Genomic DNA, 15,318 nt, shown 5'->3' on the forward strand with positions numbered 1-15,318 from the left:
CATACTCCTTTACTGCTTGTTGAGAACTGGCTGCAGCACGATACGCTGCAAGTTGATTAGGGCGGCAGCCTGGGCTGTCGCCAGTGCGGTCTGCGCGGTGTGATGCTCCTGCTCAAGCGTGCGAAGCTGACGCAATGCAACGTCCGTTTCGGCATGAGCCTTGTCGTGCTCTGCCAAGCGCTGATCGATAGTGGCCAGGTGATCTGCTTGCTCGCTGGCTTTGTCATCACGCTTGAGCCCGCGCTGCATTTCACTGATTTGTGCGATGGCCAGCGCGGTGTATTCCTCGGCCATCGCCAGCGACAGCCCGGCTCCGGTCGACTGCACCGTGACGCTGTCCGCCGGTACCGCCGACAAAGTGAGGTCGTAGGCCAGCAGCAGGTCGACGCCGGCCGCTTTGTAGGCCAATGGCTTGTTCGGGTCGCTCCAGATCGCCAGCGTGGTGCCGTCGCTGAGGATGAACGCGACCTCACGCACCCAGAACTCGGCGTTGCCATCCGCCAGAGCGGTCAGGTGGATCTGGCGCGAGGTCAGGCGCTTGCCATCGGCCACCGGGTAGCGGGCGCGCTCGGACTGCAGCCGCGTCATACCCTGGTTCGGGGTGTACGCGGCGTCGCCGAGGGCGATGTGGGTGATCTGGGCCGACACGCCGTCGTTCGACGCGCGCCAGATCGCGTTGAGGCCGGCCTCGGTGATGATCGGCAAAAGTGGCGTACTACTCATTGGGCCTCCATGGATACGCGAATGATGGACAGCGGCCGCGCCGCGTTGGCGAGCCGCACAGGGTTGAGGGCGGCGGTCGGTTGCACGGCGGACGGCGTGCCGCTGACGCGGGCGACAGCGGCAGCCTGGCCAACACTGGCGAACCGCAAGGGCTGCTGCGCCGGCGTCGGTTGGACTGGCTGAACCTCGCTGCTCCAGCGGCCAACTGCTGCGCCCTGACTTGCGCAGGCAATCTGCAGGGGCTGGTCGAAACGCACGCCCACCTTGAAGTCGAAGCTGGAACGCACCGGCTTGACCATGTCGACCATGCGCTGTAGCCGCTCGTACAGCTCGGCCGTCAGTACTGGCGCGCCAGGCAACAAATTGCTGTTGACCCAGGCAGTCAGCGCGAAGGTATACGGCGCGGCCGGCTGCTGCTGCTGCCACCACTCCACCAGTTCCACGTCCACGTTCAGTACGCCGAACACTTCCTTCACCGCCCACACCGTGCCTTTGTAGCGGTGCAGCTCGACGGCCCGCTTGATCAGGCTGCGGCGCTGGTCGTCGGTGTTGGCCAGCAGCCAACCTTCGTCGCCCATCACATGCATTTGCTCGGCCAGTACCGGCAGCAGGTCGGCGCCGACCAGGTCGACCAGGTAAACCAGCAATGCCGACAGGTCGAGCTGAGAAAAGCGCTCGGTCAGGGTAGTGAGCGGGCCGAAGCGCGGGTCGTTGGCCAGCACGTTGGGCACGGCTGTCTGCTGTAGTCGATTAGCCATTGGTACCTCCTGCCAGCTCCACACTGATCCCGGTGCAATGTGCCCAGCCTTCGGGCGGTACCGCCAGTGCCTGCATCGGCGCCAACAGCTCTACCTGGTACACGCCGGGCACAGACAGCACCGCCACGATCTGCGATGGGACCGGGTCGCGGCCGAGGGCTGCGGACTGGGTGAGCGCGTAAGCTGCAGCCGCGTCGTGAGCAGCGTCCAAGGTGGTGCTGGCATCAGCACTGGTGAACAGAGTCAGGCGAGCGCGGATCGCGTAGGGGTATTCCACTGGTGGCAGCACTTCGACCAAGTCGGTCATCGGCCGCGTCTTGTCGGCGCTGCAGGTGGCGGTGACCGCTGCCAAGATGGGGGCACCCGGCAAGCCGGACTTCACAAGCGGGAACAGCCGCACTACGCCGGCAGGGACAGCGTTCTGCGAGACCAGCTGGCCGTTCTGTATCACCAGCTGCGGGCCCACCACCGCCACGTCGACAATGTCTTGGTGCGCGCGCAGGGCGTGATGGCGGTACGCCAGGCGGCTGCCGGCAACGGTGAACGACTCGGGGGCCAAGCGGATGCGATCGCGCAGGCGGTCGTCGGTTTCCTCGTCAGCCCCGCCCAGCGTCACGCCGAGGTTGGCCACCGTATCGACGTCGACACCCACGTCGTCGACCAGCGCATTCACCTGGCCCTGCAAGTAGCCGTTGGCGGCCGAGCCGGGCTCGACCGCTATCACGGCCAGGTCGGCATAGGTAGCGGCGGCCGGGACGATGATTTGGGCTTCGGTCTGGAACTGCACGCCGCTGCCGGTCTCGACGCGGGTCTCGGCGGGGATGGCCAGGCTACTTGCCAGGGCTTCGGTGAAGATCAGGCGCACGGTGCAGCGGGCGCTTTGTGCCGGCAGCCGGCTTACCCCCACCAACTCGCCCAGGTAGTCCAGCATCGGGGCGCGGGCGAAGGCCACCAGGTTCTGGCGGCCAGTGTCGTTGATGGCGGCGCGGGTGACGCTCTCGCGGTAGGCAATCAGGTCGATCATCAGGCGGTCGACATGGGCCGGGTACAGCGTTTTGCCGGTCATCGCCTCGTAGGCGCTGATCAGCTCCTGGGTGACCGCTGTCGGGTCGTCTGGAATGAACTTGGGGAGGTCGCTCACAGCGCTACCTCCGTCTCGATCTGTACGCCGTTGGCCAGGCGTGATTGCACACGCAGGCGGACGTGGCCAGGCGTGAGATGGTCGAACAGTACGCGCTCGACGGTGACACGCGGCTCGCCGTAGAGCGGGTCGCTGATGGCCTCTACCACCTCGCGCACCACGTGCGGCCGAGCGCGGTCCACCGGGTAATCGAGATACTGGTGCAGCTTGCTGCCAAACTGCGGGCGCAGCGGGTCGGCGCCCTTGGGCGTCCGCAGGATCACGCGGATAGCCTGGTGGATGTCGTCGAAGTTTTCGACGACGCCGTCCCCGCCAAGGGCGGGCTGCCAGTGCAGTGAGGAGATATCAGATAGCCGGGTCATGGCGACATGGTGCCGCCGTGACCGGCCGGGGGATATTAAAGAGGTTTAAGGCTTGTCAGTATGTCCACGCTATAGCCCTACTACTGAGGCACCCATTGCTTTGAATGCCTCGCCTGCTTGCTTGTTTACGAGGAGGGTCACACCAATGAACTCACAGTGCTCGACTGTACAATTCTCAAACACCAACACTCCTGTGAGGTATGTGTTCTCCGGGAGCACCACAAGACTTCCCGCCTCTATAAACCCACTGTGCACGTAGGATCCACCAAGTATGGCTATCGCACCCGGGCCTACGATCTTGCACCGTTTGAATAGTTTGTGTGAGTGAAGCTGCTTTCGAGGGAGGTAAAGGTCTGGCAGGTAAATGATTTGATCGGTAAAGCTTTCCGCTAACGGGTTGATACTGGTTCTCGGCTGCGTCAACGTTTGAAAGTAAGCGGACTCCGCAGACCGAAGGTTACCCAGCTTCACCAGAAAGAAGATGAGCGAGACAATACCAGCGGCAAAAAGCCCTATTGCCATCCACGCTAGTGGCCCGAGGGCAGAAAAGAGTTGAGATCCTTTTGCGAGTAAACCTGCCGTAGTGCCGCCACCAACTACAACCATCAGGGTGATGATCCGCCAAGCCCATTCGGCCGCCGATAAGTGGCTTTCAAAGATTCCAGTCCATTCGAAAAATTTCTTCATCATTATTTTCCCATCTGCAGAGCAAAACTGAGCGTATGTAGATGGTATTCTGAATGCTTAGGGTGGTCTATCGTAGTATCTCATTTGCTTCAATCGGTTAATTTAGGGCGCTGCTCAATGTGAGTGGTGGTTGGAGTTCCCGCCACCATCCATCACGCTACCGCTGGCGTGGATATTGCCGTCAACCTGGACGTTACCATCGACCTGCACGCCACCGCTGATTGTGGCGGCCGCACCAGCGCCACCAGAGCCGGCCATGCCGCCCTGATAGGTCAGTTTGCCCTTGACCAGCAGATTGCCGGTGGTTTCGGTGTCCGGGGTGTCGATCGTGACCTTGGTGCCAGCCTTGAGCAGGATCTCCGCGCCGACTTCGACGATCACCTTCTGGATGCCGCCCTTGACCGTCAGCACATGGCTGGCGCGGTCGTATTCCAGCTCGGTGTCGTCGGCAAAGCGGCGGTGCCATTTGTCGCGGCTGGCCACCGGCACCGCGTCGGCCTCGGAGAAGATGGCACCCAGCACCACCCCGTCTTCGCCTCGCGCATCCAGCAGCACTGCCACGTGCTCGCCCAGGTCGGGCAGCCAGTAGTCCTTATCGCGCTTGCTCTTGCGTGTCAGCACGGGCAGCCAGGCGGTGCGCAGGTTGTCCAGCTCGGGCAGGCGCACCCGCACGCGCATGGTCTTTTCGTCGACGGCGGCCACGGTGCCGAACTTCAGGGTCGAGCCGGCTTCGGTAAAGGTCTCGTTCATGGTCATTTCTTCTTGGTTGTCGTGCCTACCGCCTGCACTTTGCCGTCCTTCACGCCGTACACCATCATCCCCTTTGGCGCGGCCGGCTTCTTGCTGGTGCTCTTGGCCTTGGCTGCAGGCGCTACGCGCTTCAGCTCCAGTGTGGTCAGGTAGCCATCGCCGCGGCTGATGCGGTGGGTGGCGCGGGTGATGGTGTAGCTGCCGGACAGCTTGCCTAGGTCGGTCAGCGTGATCACGCTGCCGGCGGCCAACACCGGGTCGCCCTCGAGCGTGATCTCCATGCTGGTGCGGTCGAGCAGCCTGCGATCCAGGTGGGCGCGGGCCTGCGCCTCGGCGGCCTGCTTGGTCGGTGCGCGACGGGTCAGTTTGACGGTGTCGGCGCTGCTACCTTTGCCGGCATCGATGCTGCCAACCACTGTGGTCTCACCGTTTTTCACGCCATACACCACCTGTTTTTTCCGCCTGGGATCGTGGTACTTCACCTGGGCAGCGGCTGGCACGTCGCTCAGCTTGTCGGTGGCCTGCCAGTTGAGCAGCTGCACCGGGCCGTAGCTGCGTACAGCCTTGGCCAGGTGCAGATCAGCAGTCTTCCAGAACACTAGCTTGCTGTTGTTCTCAGTCACTTTGAAGGCGTAGCCGTACTCCCCGGCCAGGCGGGCGAGGAAGGCCAGATCGGTTTCGTGGTACTGCGTGGCCCGGTCGATGGCGATGGCTTCTATCTTGCCCACCAGCGTCATCTTGTGCCGTTTGGCGATGCGCTGGGCGATACCGGCCAAGGTTGTCTTTTCATACGCACCTGGCTTACGGGTACGCAAAGCCTTCTGCACACCGGTGGCCAGCGCGCGGATGCGGACAGTAGATGGCGGCGCCTGGTAGCCGACCTCATCAATGTCGAAGCGACCGACCGAGACCAGCGGCGCGCCCAGGTAGCCCAGCTTCAGCGTCAGCGCTGCGCCTTTGTCCGGGTACCAGCTGTCGAGCCAGCGGCCGTCGCTGTCCTCCAGCTCGACGTCCAGCTCGTCCGACTCGCCCGACAGATGGTCGGTGTAGGTGATGCCCAACACGAAGGGGGCGATGTCGGCGGTGATCGCCTTGCCGTTGTACGCCAGGTCGAAGGCCGGTGCCGGCACATCCGCCAGCCGGTAGTTATTCAGCGTTTCCATGGTGGCAGCGCCTCGAGCGCGGTGGCGGCCTCGGCCTCGATCACCGGGATGGCCAGGTTCAGGCCACCGGGCAGCACCTCGACGATGGGCACATGCGGGTTGGCTTCGATCAGCAGCGGCACGTGTTTGACGTCGCCGTAGTAGCGCCAGGCGATCGAGTCCCAGCGGTCGCCGTCTTTGGTTAGGTGATTCAGGTACATGGTGGGCCTATCAGGAAAGGGCGCTGCGCGTGGCAGCCTTGGCGGCGAGGCGGGCTAGCGGTTTGGCCAGCGCGTCCAGCTCTTGTTCGGTGCGATCGGTCAGACCGCCGGCCGCCGACAGCTTGCCCAGCAGGTTGCTGCCATCGGCGCCGGACAGCAGGCCAGGCAGCGAGCCCAGGTCGCTTTTGACCCGCGCCAGCCCCTTGGCCAACCGCCCGGCATCGCTAGCTGTGGCCGCTAGCTGCCCAAACTGCTGGATGCTGACCGTGGCCAGACCGAGGCCAGGCAACACGCCCTGGGCATCGCGCATCACGCCTGGCAGGCGGCCGATGACAGCCAATGGGTCGCGGCCAGCCAGGCTGCGCAAGCCCTGCACCGTTCGGATCACACCGCCGGAGGTAGCCAAGGCGCTCTTGGCGCGCGCCACCGCCAAGCCCAGGCCGCCCGCATTGGCCTTCAGTAGCACGCCGGTTGCCAGTGGAAAGCTCTTGGCCAGCGGCACCCGGCTGGCCGGCAACAGCGCGCTCGTGAGTCCCTGCAGCGCGGGTGCTTGGGGCTTACGCGCCTGGCCGGTGAACTCTTTCAGTGACAGCTGTGCCTCAGCAGCCAGCAGGCTGCCGGCACGGTCGGTATGGCGCCCCGTAGCTTGCAGGTCGGTAATGACGAAGCGCCCCTTGTAATCACCGTTGCCCAGCACCAATGCCAATGCTGCGCGAGACTGCATGGCCCCCCGCAGGCGGATCAGCTCGGCCTCCGGGTCGCAGTAGGTAGCGTGAAACACCAGGTCGATGCGGATTTCGTCCAGTTTGTCACCGACGAACTGCAACTTCGGCTTGCCGCCGATCAGCGCGTGCTCCGCGTAGTCGCTGCCGAAATGCGCCTCCATGCCATCGAAGTAGGTAATCAGGTCGAATTCGATTTCACCCAATACGGCATACATCAGCTGTTACCTCCATAGCTACGGCGTTTCTTGTCGGCCTCGTAGCGCTTCATCATTCGCTCGAACTCGGCAAAGGACAGCTGCATCGCCTGGCTGACCTGCTGCTGTACTTCCTTGGGCGTGCCCGGCTGCAGGGTGATCTGTGGGGAGAACACGATGTGCATGGCTGCCGGCGCGCTACCCGCTGTGCCCGTCGTCGGGGTTCCGGTACTGGCTTCTTTCACCCGCTCGGCCAGGCGCTCCCGCTCCGGGGTACTACCAGGTGGTACGACCGTGGGTAGACGTGGCACCAGCAGCGTTGGTGTGGCAGGTACGATGCGCTGGTGCACCATCTGCATGGTGTTGTTGATGGCCGGGAGCGCACCCAGGGTGGGTGCAGGCAAGGCTGGCTGGCCCCACGCGGTGGTCGTGGCCAGCGCCATGCCGGCGGTGGCCTTGGCTACCATGCTAGCGGTACGGCCAATGCCGATGGCCGCACCCTGGGCGATGTTGTCACCGAACCCCATAAAGACACGCGAAGGCGACTTGATGCCAAGGGTGCTGGTAAACCAACCCTTGATGCTGCTACCGAACTGGACGATGGTGTCGCGGGCTGCACCAAACTTTGTTTTGATGCCATTCACCAAGCCATCGACGATGTCACCACCGAGCCGAATGAACTTGCCCGGCAGATCGAACACCGACTTGACCAGCCGGCCAACCCACATGACCGCATTGGCAATACCCTGGCCAACCGCCACGCCAAGGTTTCTCGCCGCACCGCCGGTGTCGTTGGCTTGCTGGAAGATATTCTTTAGCCAGCCCCACACAGCACGCAAAGGGGGCATCAACGGGACGAAGGCGGCGCTGGCCACGCTGGCCAACTGACGGAATGCCGGTATCAACGGGGCGAGCCCCGAGCGTAACCCTTGCCACAGGCCGGCGAAGAAGCCCTTGATCGGTTGCCAGTACTTGTAAACCAGGAATGCGGCACCCCCGATGACGGCGACTGCAATACCGATGGGGTTGGTCAGCAGTGCAAGAGAGAACGCCCGTACCGCTACCGTCGCGGTACGAATGCCCGAAACCAATTGCCCACCGAATGAGGCCGCCAAACCCCGCAAACCTGCAGTGGTGAGCAGGTTGGTGCGCACCCAAGACAATGACGCAGCTGTCCAGGCCCGCATTGCTCTAGTAACCGCCTGGAATCTGCCTAGCAAAGCACCGGCCATAGAATTGGCTAGCCCACGAATCCCCGCAGTGGTCAGCAGGTTAGAGCGGACCCAAGACCACGAAGTAGCCGCCCAGGCTTGCATCGCTGCAGTAATCGCATGCACTCGTCCCAATAAGGGGCCGACCATGGAGCCAACCAGCCCACGGATCCCCGACATGGTCAGCAGGTTGGCACGCACCCAGGCCCCTTGTGTGATGATCCAGGTACGTGCTGCAGTTACCGCCCCCCGAATGCTGCTAGTCAGCTGACCGGACATCGCACTGATCCAAGTACGGCTTGCTCCCACTAGTTCCTTAACACCATTGCCGAAAGGTTGCAGGAATCGACCGACGGCCATGATGCCCTCACGAAGTGTCCGCAGTCCCGAGGCTGCAGACGTGAAGTGGCCGGTCTGCCACATGGCACGCAGCAACGTCCACTTGCCCGATACGGTTGTGACCAGGGTGCTCAAAGCGTTGAGAGGCGATTGCACCAGGTTAATGCCATACCTGATACCAATGAGAGCCATCTTGCCAGCCAGCAACCCGGCTACCAGGCCAACTACACCCTTGATCACGCCGGGATGAGCCTTGGCCCAGTCGCCGAAGGCTTTGATGCCGGGCTTCAGCTCTTGCAGCATCTCGGTTAACGGTGGCAATAGTGCGTCACCGATGGTGAGGCCGATATCCGTCATGCCGATCTTGAACGCTTTAAATTGCTCGGTGGCTGTCTCCATGCGCTTCTTATAGTCCGCTCCCAGCAGGTCTTTCTCACTGGCGTCCTTCGCACCCTGCTGGATGTCCTTCATCTCCTTCATGTTGGCGATGGCTGGGCGAATGAACGACATGGCCTGCATGTCCTGGAACAGCTCACCGAGTTTGTAGGCTTCAGATAAGCGCTGCAGGGCGGCTTCACGCTCCTTGTCATCCTTGATTGCCATCACTTTCTGGAACTGCCCGGCGGCCTCCGGCCCTTTCTGACCCATGTACTGGGTGATGATCTCCAGCATGGACTGCACCGGCGTCATGCCTTGGGCGCGCAAGTTCATCATGCTTTGTTTGAGATCGATGCCTGCTTTCTCAAAGTCCTTGAGGGTGTCCGGAGAGGTGATTTTCTGCAGAAAGTTCTTGAAGTTGTTGGCGGCCTCGTCGTTTGAGCCGGCGCCTTTGCGGGCGATCTGCAGCGCAGCACCGATCTCGGCCACAGCCTCTTTGCCAGTGACACCGAGCGCCTGAAACGATGGCGACAGGGCCGGCAGCCACTTGGCCATATCGCGGATTTCAAACTGGCCGCGCTTACCGGCGTAGGCCAGCATATTGAGTGCACCCTCGAAGCCCTGCTCGCCAACTTTGAGGTTGTCCTTCAGTGCGATAGCAACACTACCAAGGTCATCCATGCTGGCGCGGGTGGCAGTCGCAGCCTTGGCCATGACCGGGGCGTACTTCTCCAGAGCCTTAGCGTCCTGGATGCCACCCGCCACCAGCACGGAGGTGCCGCGTGCCACCTCAGACTGGACTTGGTTCCACCGTACTGCCGCATCGCGCACGGCACTACCAAGCTTGGCCTCTTCGGCGCTGGAAAATTCGCCGGTGATGGCGGTGTCACGCATCTGATCCTGGAAACTGGCCGCCACGCGTACCGACTGCACGACCGGCGCGCCCAAGGCGAGTGCTGTACCGGCAGTTTCTATCGCTTGGCCGCGCAGGTCGGCGCGCCCCGCCTTGAGCGCTTCGCCACGTGCCATGCTGGCGGTCAGTTTCTCTTGCTTGGCGTGCAGTTGATCAATAGTCTGACCGAGCCGTTCATACTGGCGCCGTAGCTCACCTACGTTACGGGAGGGATGGAGCATTGCGCGTGCCATAACATCGCCCAGCCGGGCGTGCTTGATGCGCAATTCGTCGGCTGTCTGGCCTAGCTTCAATGCGGTACCGCGTGCCGAGGCGAAAGCGGCCTGGAAAGTGCCGGATAGTGCCGCGCCGATCTTTACCCCGATAAGCAGTTCGTTGGCCATGTGGTCTGATCTTTTGCTATGCTGAAAACATGTTTGAAAAAACCGCCCTCACTACCGCCAAGACGATCTACTGGTTGGCCATCGGCAGCTGTGCCGCATGGCTTGCTTGGGTGTGCTTTGCGCACCTGCCGTTTTGGGCTGCGCTGTTACTCTTTCCCGTTACGCTGGTGCTGATGGGGTTGGCCGGCGCGCCATTGGCGGCCGGCGCTTCACTCGTGGTGGGCTTTCTGGCGGCGGCGGTGCTGTTTATCGTCCGTAAAGCGACCGCATCATCTCGTTCCGACGCTTGATCTCGCGTTCGGCCACTTCGATCCAGCCCCAGTAATCGTCCATGTCCAGCGCGTCAATCTCGGAAGGCTGAATCCGCAATACCGTCAGCAGTACTTCGTCCAGTGGCTTCAGTGTCTTCTCGGCCATCCACCATGCCGCGAAAAGCATCTTGCAGTGCCTTGGAGTCGGCCAAATCCAGTTGGTCGATATCTTCCAGCGTCAAACCAGTCAGACGGGCAAACAGGAAGTCTTCCTGGTCGGCATCGTCTTTGCTGAACTTAGCGGCGGCTTTCATATCGCCGCGCTTGCCGCGACGCATGGTGAGGCTTTCGATACGCTGACCAGCAGCGTTGGTGAACGGGAACTTCAGGGGGATATGCATGGTAATTCCTTCGTGTGGGTTATATCGGGAAACATTAGGTACACGAAGGATTGTCGACTGGTGCCGGGCGGGGGTCAGTTAAACGGCTTTAACAAATGCAAAAGGCCCACCGAAGTGGGCCTGCAGGGGGAAGTGTGGGGCAATCAGCCGCCGATATTGGCGCGGTAGTTTGTCAGCATGTCCTCACCGCCGACGCGGAAGATGTTGGCCAGGTAATCCAGCTCCAGGATTTCCTCGCCGTCCAGCACCTGCTTGATGTAGGTGGCGGAGAAGCTCGACGGGAACTCAGCGTTATCGTGCTGCTTGTAGGTGCCCAGCGGGTTCTTCTTGAAGGAGATAGTCAGGTAGGTGACCAGCGGCTTCTCCTCCAGGCGGCCACCCTGGCCATAGGTCTCGACACTGGAGCGGCACTGCAGCTGCACCGTCTTGTACGGGTTGGCCGTGGCCTTCATCGCCTCGGGGTAGAAGCTGTTCCACTTGATCTCGCCTTCCAGCTTGTCGAAGCCAGACGGCAGCTCGATCTTACCAATCATGCCCAGCGCCTTGTGCTCGGTCATGATGGCTTGGACGTCGGGTAGCTTCACCTCTTCGGCACGGCCCAGCAGGCTATTGCCTTCCATATAGATGTTGGCGTTGGTGATGCGGTTGACCTGGATTTTGCCAGCCATGATCAATTACCTCCCTTCAGGGTTGCCAGGTATTCGTCGGTGATCTCGGTCTCGAAGGTGAGCCGTTCCATCGGCGGTGGCGGGGTGTACTTGTAGCTGATCAGCACGTGGCCGGCTGCCAGCTCGGTCTTGGTGTTACGCGCTGGGTCATACCACGCCTTGAAGCCTAGTACTGCGCCATCACCAATCAGCTTGCGGCCATAGCCGTTCACCGACTCCACCAGTGCGTCGATCAGCGCCTGTTCGATCGGCCGGTCCATATACTGCAGGCTGAAGTAGCGGATCGACTCGTTGATGATGTCTCCGGTGCGCCGTACCGGGATGAAGTTCTTCATGTGCGTCAGCACCGGCCAGGCTGCCGAACGGTTGCCCCACACACGCATGCCACTACCGAAGCTATTGAACACGGTCACGATACCGGCCTCGTTCAGCAGGTTCACTTCCGCGTTCGGGTCGTCGATCATGGCCGACAGGTTGCGCTCCAGGCCGACGATGCCCTTGATCTCGGTATTGGACGGCGACCACCAGAAGCCACGCTCCAGGTCTTTGGCTGCAATCACGCCAGCCAGCCGCTGGCTATAGGGTTCCAGCCGCTCGCTATCGCTGGCTGCGTCGTACACCTTCAGGTGCGGATAACACAGGATGGCCCGCTCGCTGGAGGTGTTGAAGTTGATGCTGCCAGCGGGGCCACGTCCTGCTAGTGCCTGGGCGAAGGTAGTACCTACCGGCGCGTCGATCAGCGCGAAGGCGTCCAGATAGTCGGCCATGGCAATCAGCTCGGCCGAGACCGAGGTCTGGGTGCAGTACGCCGGGGCGATCAGCAGCTTGGCGAAGAAGCCCATCAGGTTGTAGGTGTCGCGCAGCGCCTTCATACCGGTGCGTTGGCCGGCGGCGTTGACGGTGCCGATGATGTCGGCGGCTGTGACTTTGCTTGGATCAGCGTAATCGTAGCCGGCCTTGATGCTGGCACCTGCCGCGATGGCACCGCCCTTGATGCGGACAATCTCGCCCGTGACCGGTGTGACGGTGTAGTCGGTGTCCTTCACGTAGGTGGTCGCGTTGTCGTTGCTTTTCAGCACAAGATTGGCCACCGCACCGTGGGCCAGTTTCACGCGGTCAGTCGAGGCGTCGAAGGTGATCGCTTCGCTCGGTACGTTGGTCTTGTGGATGGCCGGGTCGAGCACGTTGATCACGATCACCGTGCCAGCGCCCTGGTCGTAGATGGCATCCAGCGCCTGCGGGATGGTGAAGCCGGCCAGCTGCGGGCCAAAGTTGGCCGCGTCACGATCGGACAGCACCAGAATAGGCTGATTGATTGCGCCGATTGCCGCAGTGCCAATCAGGCCCACGACCGCACTTTTGATCGTTTTAACGGGGCGCCCGCCGTTATCCTTTTCGATGGTCTCAACACCGTGCAGATAGTTAGCTGGCATTGCTGCTCTCCTTGGCTTTGGTTTGCTTGAGCTGGGTGGCCGGCTTTAGGTGGCCTAGCGCCAGCAAAGTCTGGGTGTAGTCGTGCGCTTCCGGCAGCTCGACTTCGCCGCCGGGGCACAGCATCACTTCTTGGCCATCAGCGAGCGTGACGCCGCTCATCGGGCCGGAATACTGGTATTTCATGGTTGCTCCTCCTGGGTAACGTCGGTGAGAAGGGGTTCGGTGCCGATATCGGCGTCTTCGACCAGCATCGCCTCGCCAGCAAAGTCGACGGCGTACTGCCACAGGCCGGCGTTTTCGCCCAGGAACTTCTCGGACACGGCCGTGAGCTTCCTGCAGTCCGGTGGGCGGAAGCCCACCAGCGCCCGGCGCACCAGGTCGAGCACGTCGACCGCGCCGCCCCGGCCATTGAGCTGGCGCAACACCACGGTGACTGACAGCTTCACGGTGCGCGGCTGGGCGATGTAATGGGTATCAACGGTGTCGGCAAACTGGCTGCCCAGGTAGCTCACCAGTAGCGCACCCTTGGGATGATTGAGCCGGTAGTCCGCCGGCCGCTCCGGGAAGTATTCGACCGCTAGGGCGGGCAGCTTGGAGCGCAGGCAGCCCGCCACGGCATCGATGATCTCTAGCGTGGTGGCCATCAGTAACGATCCAGCAAGTTGGAACTGAAGCGGCGCGGCCGTGCCCGCACCTTCATCTCGCCCGGCTCTGGGGCAGCCTCGCCGGTCGGCACGCCGATGGTCAGCTTGCCGTCGCGGATCGCCTCCAGCATCTGCAGGGCGGACTTGTAGGTGCGGGTGACCGCATCGGGTAGCTCGCTGCCTTCCGGCCGCCGGGCGTACAGCCAGTGCCGCGCCAGGTTGACCGTCATGTTCTTGACCATCGACGGTACCGGGTCGAGCGGCAGGTTGTAGCGGCCACGCAGATGGGCGTCGACTAGCTCTTCGCCCTGGTGCACGGCTTCCTCCACCACGGCCAGGTTAAGCGTCAGTTCCGGTTGGCCATATTCGACCATCGTGTCGTTCGACAGCTGGATCAGGGTGGCCAGCGGCATAGCCAGCTGCAGGTCGGCAAGCGAGCAGTAGCGCATGGTCAGATGCCCCGCACGATGCGGATCAGCTCACCGGCGGCCGTGGCCGTATCCCAGGCAACACCGTTGGCCACACCGGCGGCCTTGGTGATGGCACGGCCCTGGCTGTCTGCCTGCACCTCAGCACCCGCCGCCACAGCAGCACCGGCCTCCACCAGGATCACACCCAGCACGTTGGCCGGGGCCATGTTGTCCGCTTCGGTGTCGGTCTCCGTCACGCCCAGCGCCTTGGCGCCCTCGGCGCAGACGCCACCGTTGAAGCCGACGAAGCGGCGCGCGGAAAGGTTAGCGATGGCCAGCACCGAGGCGACCAGGATCACGTTTTGTGACTTCATTGCTTGTCTCCTTCACCCTGGCCGGTGGACTGGCCCTTGTCACCGGCCTTATCGGCATCGCCATCGGGCGCTGTTTTGTCATCGGGCTTGGAGGTTTTCGCCGGCTTAGGCTGCTCGACCAGAGTCAGCGGCTCGGTAGAGGCTACCGGTTCCAGCCAGCGGCGCTTCTCGGCCGCCTCGTCGTCACCCAGTTCGATGGTGCTGCCTTCCGGGTAGCGTTTGCCATCGTGATCCAGATCGATGCCGCGCACGCGGTAAGTTTTCGTAGCCATGTTGCCCCCTTAGTTGACGTCTGCAATCAGATAGCCGGCGTCGGCACCAACCACCACCAGCTTGTAGATATCGGTGTGACGCACAAAACTGACCTTGCCGCCTTCGGCGTCGTACTTGTCGGTTTCCGGCATACCCTTCTTGCGCAGGGTGTAGCCGAATGACGGGGTGTCGTGGTCGGCATTCTGGCCAGCACCCGGTTTGGCCACGTAGGCCAGCACCACGTTGTCGCCCCAGATATCACCGGTGGCACCGGCGCCATTGGCGGCGAGGGCTTCGCCGATGAAAATGTCTTCCACACCCCACAGCGCTTTGAGGTGCTCCAGCGTGATGAGCTTGCGTTCACCGCTGCCCAGCGCGGCGGCCAGCTTGGTGTGGAACTTGAGCGAGGCATAGGTGGCTGCACCGATGACTGCGGTATTGGGGCGCATGCCAGTGCGCTGGCGGATGACTTCTTTGCCGTCCTCCACGTCTTTGATCGGGTCGCCACCGTTATTGACCCATTTGCTGGAACCAGACAGCGTCACTTTGGCGCCGGACAGATAGGTGTTCGGGTTCTGCGCCAGGTAGGCCGCGCGTACCTCACGGCCCAGGTCGATGGCGTCCTTTACGCGCCGCGCGGCTTTGGCTTCTTCGTTGAACATGGCTTCGGCCTGTTCGCGGTAGTCCACCGGGTAAGCCAAGTCGTGCTCGCGCAGTACCACGTCCAGGGTGTCGGCATCGTCCGCCGTCATCACGTTGGACTTGGCACGGATAGCGCGCTCGGTATCCCACAGGCGGAAGGCTTCTTTGCCAAACAGCGGGATGATGCCGGACTCTTTGTCGATGTCTGCCACCGGGAACAGGTTTTCACCGATGTACTGCGCGTTGCGGTAGCCACGCGCCAGGCTGGTCAGTACTGGGTCGACGACCCGGAGTTTTCTTAAACGGTCTACCATG

The 15,318-nt window shown here is 62.3% G+C and carries 20 protein-coding genes; 1 reads left to right on the forward strand and 19 read right to left on the reverse strand.

Going from position 1 to position 15,318, the window contains the following annotated elements; translation table 11 throughout:
- Nucleotides 1-9: 9 nt before the first annotated feature.
- The 10 genes from LCH97_RS07040 to LCH97_RS07085 all read right to left on the reverse strand — a co-directional run bounded on the left by LCH97_RS07040 (nt 10) and on the right by LCH97_RS07085 (nt 9,927).
- On the reverse strand, nt 10-723 hold the full coding sequence (locus LCH97_RS07040) for a phage tail protein (RefSeq protein ID WP_227304406.1): 714 nt from the start codon (nt 721-723) through the stop codon (nt 10-12).
- Nucleotides 720-1,481: a phage tail protein I gene (locus LCH97_RS07045; protein ID WP_227304409.1), complete on the reverse strand. Its 762-nt coding sequence runs from the start codon at nt 1,479-1,481 to the stop codon at nt 720-722. The genes LCH97_RS07040 and LCH97_RS07045 overlap by 4 nt, the downstream gene beginning before the upstream one ends.
- A complete protein-coding gene (locus LCH97_RS07050; RefSeq protein WP_227304411.1) occupies nt 1,474-2,622 on the reverse strand; it encodes a baseplate J/gp47 family protein in 1,149 nt (382 codons plus the stop codon). The genes LCH97_RS07045 and LCH97_RS07050 overlap by 8 nt, the downstream gene beginning before the upstream one ends.
- The gene (locus LCH97_RS07055) at nt 2,619-2,984 is read right to left on the reverse strand and encodes a GPW/gp25 family protein (protein WP_227304414.1); all 366 of its coding nucleotides are present in this window, start codon (nt 2,982-2,984) and stop codon (nt 2,619-2,621) included. The genes LCH97_RS07050 and LCH97_RS07055 overlap by 4 nt, the downstream gene beginning before the upstream one ends.
- Nucleotides 2,985-3,053: 69 nt before the next feature.
- Nucleotides 3,054-3,674: a hypothetical protein gene (locus LCH97_RS07060; protein WP_227304417.1), complete on the reverse strand. Its 621-nt coding sequence runs from the start codon at nt 3,672-3,674 to the stop codon at nt 3,054-3,056.
- A gap of 111 nt (nt 3,675-3,785) precedes the next feature.
- Complete coding sequence (locus LCH97_RS07065) at nt 3,786-4,421, reverse strand: phage baseplate assembly protein V (RefSeq protein ID WP_227304420.1); 636 nt, start codon at nt 4,419-4,421, stop codon at nt 3,786-3,788.
- A gap of 2 nt (nt 4,422-4,423) precedes the next feature.
- The gene (locus LCH97_RS07070) at nt 4,424-5,584 is read right to left on the reverse strand and encodes a phage late control D family protein (protein ID WP_227304422.1); all 1,161 of its coding nucleotides are present in this window, start codon (nt 5,582-5,584) and stop codon (nt 4,424-4,426) included.
- Nucleotides 5,572-5,784: a tail protein X gene (locus LCH97_RS07075; RefSeq protein ID WP_227304425.1), complete on the reverse strand. Its 213-nt coding sequence runs from the start codon at nt 5,782-5,784 to the stop codon at nt 5,572-5,574. The genes LCH97_RS07070 and LCH97_RS07075 overlap by 13 nt, the downstream gene beginning before the upstream one ends.
- 10 nt (nt 5,785-5,794) lie before the next feature.
- Nucleotides 5,795-6,724, reverse strand: coding sequence for a phage tail protein (locus LCH97_RS07080; RefSeq protein WP_227304428.1), 930 nt, complete (start codon nt 6,722-6,724; stop codon nt 5,795-5,797).
- Nucleotides 6,724-9,927 carry a phage tail tape measure protein gene (locus LCH97_RS07085; protein WP_227304431.1) on the reverse strand — a complete coding sequence of 1,068 codons (3,204 nt, stop codon included), beginning with the start codon at nt 9,925-9,927 and terminating at the stop codon, nt 6,724-6,726. Before LCH97_RS07085 ends, LCH97_RS07080 begins: the two co-directional genes overlap by 1 nt.
- A gap of 29 nt (nt 9,928-9,956) precedes the next feature.
- Between LCH97_RS07085 and LCH97_RS07090 the strand changes: the two genes are divergently transcribed.
- A complete protein-coding gene (locus tag LCH97_RS07090) occupies nt 9,957-10,217 on the forward strand; it encodes a hypothetical protein (RefSeq protein WP_227304434.1) in 261 nt (86 codons plus the stop codon).
- A 53-nt stretch (nt 10,218-10,270) separates the two neighbouring features.
- On the opposite strand, the gene LCH97_RS07095 is transcribed toward LCH97_RS07090, so the two are convergent.
- The 9 genes from LCH97_RS07095 to LCH97_RS07135 form a co-directional block, all read right to left on the reverse strand.
- On the reverse strand, nt 10,271-10,579 hold the full coding sequence (locus LCH97_RS07095) for a phage tail assembly protein (RefSeq protein ID WP_227304437.1): 309 nt from the start codon (nt 10,577-10,579) through the stop codon (nt 10,271-10,273).
- A gap of 143 nt (nt 10,580-10,722) precedes the next feature.
- A complete protein-coding gene (locus tag LCH97_RS07100) occupies nt 10,723-11,247 on the reverse strand; it encodes a phage major tail tube protein (protein ID WP_227304440.1) in 525 nt (174 codons plus the stop codon).
- Nucleotides 11,248-11,249: 2 nt separating this feature from the next.
- On the reverse strand, nt 11,250-12,680 hold the full coding sequence (locus LCH97_RS07105; RefSeq protein WP_227304443.1) for a phage tail sheath subtilisin-like domain-containing protein: 1,431 nt from the start codon (nt 12,678-12,680) through the stop codon (nt 11,250-11,252).
- Nucleotides 12,670-12,864 carry a hypothetical protein gene (locus LCH97_RS07110; RefSeq protein ID WP_227304446.1) on the reverse strand — a complete coding sequence of 65 codons (195 nt, stop codon included), beginning with the start codon at nt 12,862-12,864 and terminating at the stop codon, nt 12,670-12,672. Before LCH97_RS07110 ends, LCH97_RS07105 begins: the two co-directional genes overlap by 11 nt.
- Nucleotides 12,861-13,325 carry a Gp37 family protein gene (locus LCH97_RS07115; protein ID WP_227304449.1) on the reverse strand — a complete coding sequence of 155 codons (465 nt, stop codon included), beginning with the start codon at nt 13,323-13,325 and terminating at the stop codon, nt 12,861-12,863. Before LCH97_RS07115 ends, LCH97_RS07110 begins: the two co-directional genes overlap by 4 nt.
- Entirely contained in the window at nt 13,325-13,774 is a 450-nt protein-coding gene (locus LCH97_RS07120) for a gp436 family protein (RefSeq protein ID WP_227304452.1), read from the reverse strand. The genes LCH97_RS07115 and LCH97_RS07120 overlap by 1 nt, the downstream gene beginning before the upstream one ends.
- Nucleotides 13,775-13,776: 2 nt before the next feature.
- Nucleotides 13,777-14,109, reverse strand: coding sequence for a capsid cement protein (locus LCH97_RS07125; RefSeq protein WP_227304455.1), 333 nt, complete (start codon nt 14,107-14,109; stop codon nt 13,777-13,779).
- A complete protein-coding gene (locus LCH97_RS07130) occupies nt 14,106-14,381 on the reverse strand; it encodes a hypothetical protein (protein WP_227304458.1) in 276 nt (91 codons plus the stop codon). The genes LCH97_RS07125 and LCH97_RS07130 overlap by 4 nt, the downstream gene beginning before the upstream one ends.
- Nucleotides 14,382-14,390: 9 nt before the next feature.
- Nucleotides 14,391-15,317, reverse strand: coding sequence for a hypothetical protein (locus LCH97_RS07135; protein WP_227304461.1), 927 nt, complete (start codon nt 15,315-15,317; stop codon nt 14,391-14,393).
- Nucleotide 15,318: the final 1 nt, after the last annotated feature.

Source organism: Vogesella sp. XCS3 (assembly GCF_020616155.1).
GTDB lineage: Bacteria > Pseudomonadota > Gammaproteobacteria > Burkholderiales > Chromobacteriaceae > Vogesella.